The sequence below is a fragment of the Dehalobacter sp. genome (genome assembly GCF_030063005.1).
Classification (GTDB): Bacteria; Bacillota; Desulfitobacteriia; order Desulfitobacteriales; family Syntrophobotulaceae; genus Dehalobacter; species Dehalobacter restrictus.
The window spans coordinates 1-4,134 of record NZ_JAPDHR010000046.1 but is presented as its reverse complement, the minus strand read 5'-3'; the positions used below and the strand labels follow the sequence as shown (position 1 = coordinate 4,134).

Sequence of the window (4,134 nt, the reverse complement as noted above, 5' to 3'; positions counted from 1 at the left end):
GTTATAGCCGAACCATTCATCAAACTTGCGGGCTGCATCCTGAAGCAATGGTATTCGAGTGGCTATTCTGGCCACATCGTGGTTCCAGGTCTCGACTTTGTTCCACGAACATACAGCTACACAATTTGTGCAGGGACTACCGTTATAGGCCCAGAAAGAGCCGCAACGGTTGGAATCAAGATGCCATTTTTCAGTATATGGATTTTCGGCTACCTCACAATCCTCTGGCTGCAGAACCTTAGGGTCTTTCTCATGGGAGATGGCCTGGGCGGGGCAGGCATCCGCACATTTTTTGCACAGGCGGCAGAACTCGCGTACACCGAAACTCTTAGGCTTGTCCGGAACAAGTTCCAAATCGGTATAGACTTTAGCAATACGCACTCTGGGACCGTATTTCTGGGTAATTAAAAGTCCGTTTCTGCCTGCTTCTCCAAGCCCGGCCTGAACGGCCATAGGAACACTTAATCCGGTATCGTTTCCGCACGCCGCTGCATAATAGCCAAGCTTCCTCAGAAAAACCGCGATTTTGTAAGCTACTTCTGCCATATTGGAGTAACTTTTCCCCACCGTGGCACTGGAAATGACTGACGGTGAGGTGCGCATAGCTTCGTAATCCTCTTCAAGAACGAAGACAATCACACTTTTTGGTTTGAAACCTGCATACTTCTCCCAATCAGGTTCAAATTTTGCATGTCCGAAAACTTCTACTCCCCCGCCTGACAGCATCTTTGGCAAATCCCATGGCAATAATTTGGTTCTGCCGTTGGGCATTTTACAAGGTTTTGGAATCTTCCTGCCCCAGGTAGAATAGGTCCAACGCTCGTCATAGGGTGCGATGCCGGCCAGATCGGCTCCCAGGAAACAGGCTGCCTTTTTAACCATTTTACTGGCTTCTTCCTTTGATTTGAATTTCCACTGTTGGCCTTGTTGTCGCACACTTTCAACATCGATATTGTCCCAGTTGTACAAACCGGGTACCATGACAGGCTCATTAGCTATTTCATTGGTCATAGGATTTATGGGATAAGGCGTGATTACAGTTCCCGGACCACCACCTGCTGCGTTAAATCCGGAATAATCAAAATCTACAGCCCAGGCGCCGGCGTTCAAGGCCTCATCCAACCCGGTCCAGCCTGTTTCATTATGGCGCTGGGTTAACATGGCACCAAAATGTTGAGTAAAGAAAAGAGCGGTTGTTTCTGTATGTGTCGCTGGACGCCCTTTGATCCCAAGTCTTTCCGCATTCAGCGTGGGCAGGTCTTTCCCCGTATCTTTCTTGCCTGTGATTTTGGAAACATCGTCGTAATGAAACTTAATAGGAGTCTTGTTTGCTTCCGGGTCGAAAGCCTTTTCAAAGAAGTTCTTCAGACTATTGTAACGTTGGTACTTTGCATCCACCTTGTATGGAAATTCTGAGGTTTCCGTGATCGGAGCCACGATGTCCGCAGCATCAGCCACCAAGGGGCTAACCATCCCCTTCACCGCAGATGCCGAGGCTACAGCAGCTGCAGCTGCTCCAAGCATCGAGGCTTTTAAAAAATTCCTCCTGTTGATTTCTCCCATTCGAATCTTCCTCCTTAATAATAATTGCACGTGCCTAATAATTATTATAAAACTACTCTATTAATTTTGATGTGCAGGGATATACAATATATGAGCACACCAACAGATGGCTTGTAAAGAAATTGGCATATCGGTACGAACATTGCAACGTTAGTGTAAGAATGGGGCACCTGAAGCAGATCGGAGACCCTTGGCAAAGCGCTCTGAACCAGCGAATAAACTTACGGAAGCAGAATGCAAGGAGATTCTAGAATTAGTCAACTAACCTGAATTTCAAAGTTTACCACCCAGTCAGATTGTCCCGATGCTTGCGGACCAAGGTATCTACATCGCCTCCGAATCAACCTTCTATCGAGTCATGCATGAAGCAGGTGAACAGAATCATCGTGGACGTTGTAAGGCACCCTCCAGCAGACCTAAATCCACGCATTGTGCGACCGAACCTAATCGTGTACGGTCTTGGGATATTACATATTTGCCAGGCCCTGTTAGAGGAATCTACTTCTATTTATATCTCATCCTGGACATCTTTAGCCGAGACATTGTCGGATGGGAAGTCTGGATCGAAGAAAGTGCGGAACATGCCAGTCAACTCATTCGGTGGGCAGTCATGGCTCAGAATATAACCCGACAAGAAGAACCTTTGGTCTTGCATTCTGATAATGGTAGCCCGATGAAAGGCGAATCCATGCTGGAAATGCTCTATCAATTGGGTATTACATCGTCTAGGAGTCGCCCGAGGGTTAGTAGATTCATCAAAAGAATGCCTCAGCTGCCAGAATAATGGAAGCCATTCATGAGCCATTAGGGTTGGTTCAGGGAGAATACCCTAACAATGTCGTAACTCCTACACAAGTCTCCCAGGCTTACCTTGATCTAGCTAAGATTCTGAAGCTCCTTAAAACCAATATTACTTTGACAAAGTTCCGCTCATGTACCAAGCTGGATCTGACGATAAACCTGAAATAATAGGACATTTTAAAATCGCCGAAACGCTTGTATTTCAAACGTTCCGGCGATTTTCGACCTCCTTTCTCCTAAAGTCAGGAGGATAAAGATGAATCTAAAATAGATGCATCTTAAAGTTTGATTTGATCAAAGTAATGAGTTAAGTGTCAGGGTGCCACGCGGGATACCGCAGGCTTAAGGCCGAGGATATGCGCGCTGGCATCCCAGTGACACGAGCAAATAAGTAAGCTGGAGGACCGAAGGGACTTTTTGATCCGCAGATAACAAAAGTTCCTTCGGGCAAGCGCCGAGCGTCCGGTCTTATTTCGTTGGTTCCTTGTAGTAGTCACCATCGCCAGTGTCGGTAGCAAGTGGAAGTTCATGAGGTAACGTCGTGATTAACTCATTTAGTACTAAAGTAATTTTGTTCAAATGCGTAAACTACCGTTATCTATTCCAGAGGGAGCAGTATTTATATTTTACTGCTCCCCTCCCCATAAAATCCTATTAATAAAAAAATTAGTATTTATACTATTTTTGATTAGCAATTATCTCAACTTTCGGTCGCGACCGAGCGTAGGTCGTGTTTTTATATTCGCACAACTAGGGTTCGAAAGTTGAGTCATTATAATTTACTAAAGATATTAATATTATTCAGAATATAATTCAGGACGAATTATGGTTTTGAAATCTTTGCAAAAGTATATATAGTGTTCCATCACTTTAATTAATCCTTTCTTTTTTAAATCAGTTAAATGTAATGTAACATATTCTCTGGTGGTACCAATAATATCTGCAATATCTTGATGTGTGAATTTATATTTAGCACGATACCATCCGTTTTCTTCAACTTGAAATGGGTCATTAAGATTACGAAGAAATAATATTAGTCTCTGTTTTGGACAGTAAGAAGACGAACTTTCCAAGCGTTCTAGTAATGTAAAAACAATGTCACCTAAGGATTCCATGAAAGCTAAGGATAACGTAGGATCGCCTATTATCCCTTCCAGTGCTTGTTCTTTAGTTATATAAATTATTGTTGTATCTTCATATGCATAAGCCTCGTAAGGTGAACTAGTAATTCTCTTAATAACATCAATAACGCTAGTTGCTCCTCCAGGTCCTATAATTGCTCGAGTTCTTTGCTTGCCGTTCAGAGTTAAGAAACGAATTCCAAGCAGCCCTTCTTCTACACCATAGACAGCAGTTAATTCTTGTCCATATTTTATGAATAGTTCCCCTTTTTTAAGGGTTATACGTTGATTAAATTTTTGCATAAAGTCGATAATTTTCTTATTTGTATTTAGCCAAGGATAATTTAAAAATTTAGTCAAAGTATAAATATCTTCCGACATAGACAATATCCCCCTTACAAAATAATAAATTTAATTTTAAGGAGTTCTTATAGCAACTAACTGCAAATATTATCTAAATAAGGATAATATGTTAAATATATTTCAAGAATATGCTTTATTTTCCAAGTCGAAAAAAAAATGGGTGAATTGGAAACCTGACTTCCAGTTTGCATTTGTAAATTCTAGTTCAGCACACCTGTTGCAAGAGTAAATTCTAGTCATCTAAAAATCCGCGATTTTCCGGAATTTACGATTCCAAACCGGAAGT

At 42.2% G+C, this 4,134-nt stretch carries 3 protein-coding genes; 1 reads left to right on the top strand and 2 read right to left on the bottom strand.

Translation table 11 applies throughout. The annotated features are described in order from the left end of the window. Positions 1–1,563: reductive dehalogenase (locus tag OKX56_RS11915; RefSeq protein ID WP_287896556.1), on the bottom strand; the 1,563-nt coding region annotated here is incomplete at its 3' end. 304 nt (positions 1,564–1,867) lie between these two features. Between OKX56_RS11915 and OKX56_RS14970 the strand changes: the two genes are divergently transcribed. Next, on the top strand, positions 1,868–2,347 hold the full coding sequence (locus OKX56_RS14970) for an IS3 family transposase (protein ID WP_081580521.1): 480 nt from the start codon (positions 1,868–1,870) through the stop codon (positions 2,345–2,347). Positions 2,348–3,161: 814 nt separating this feature from the next. On the opposite strand, the gene OKX56_RS11910 is transcribed toward OKX56_RS14970, so the two are convergent. Next, entirely contained in the window at positions 3,162–3,866 is a 705-nt protein-coding gene (locus OKX56_RS11910) for a Crp/Fnr family transcriptional regulator (RefSeq protein WP_287896554.1), read from the bottom strand. Positions 3,867–4,134: the final 268 nt, after the last annotated feature.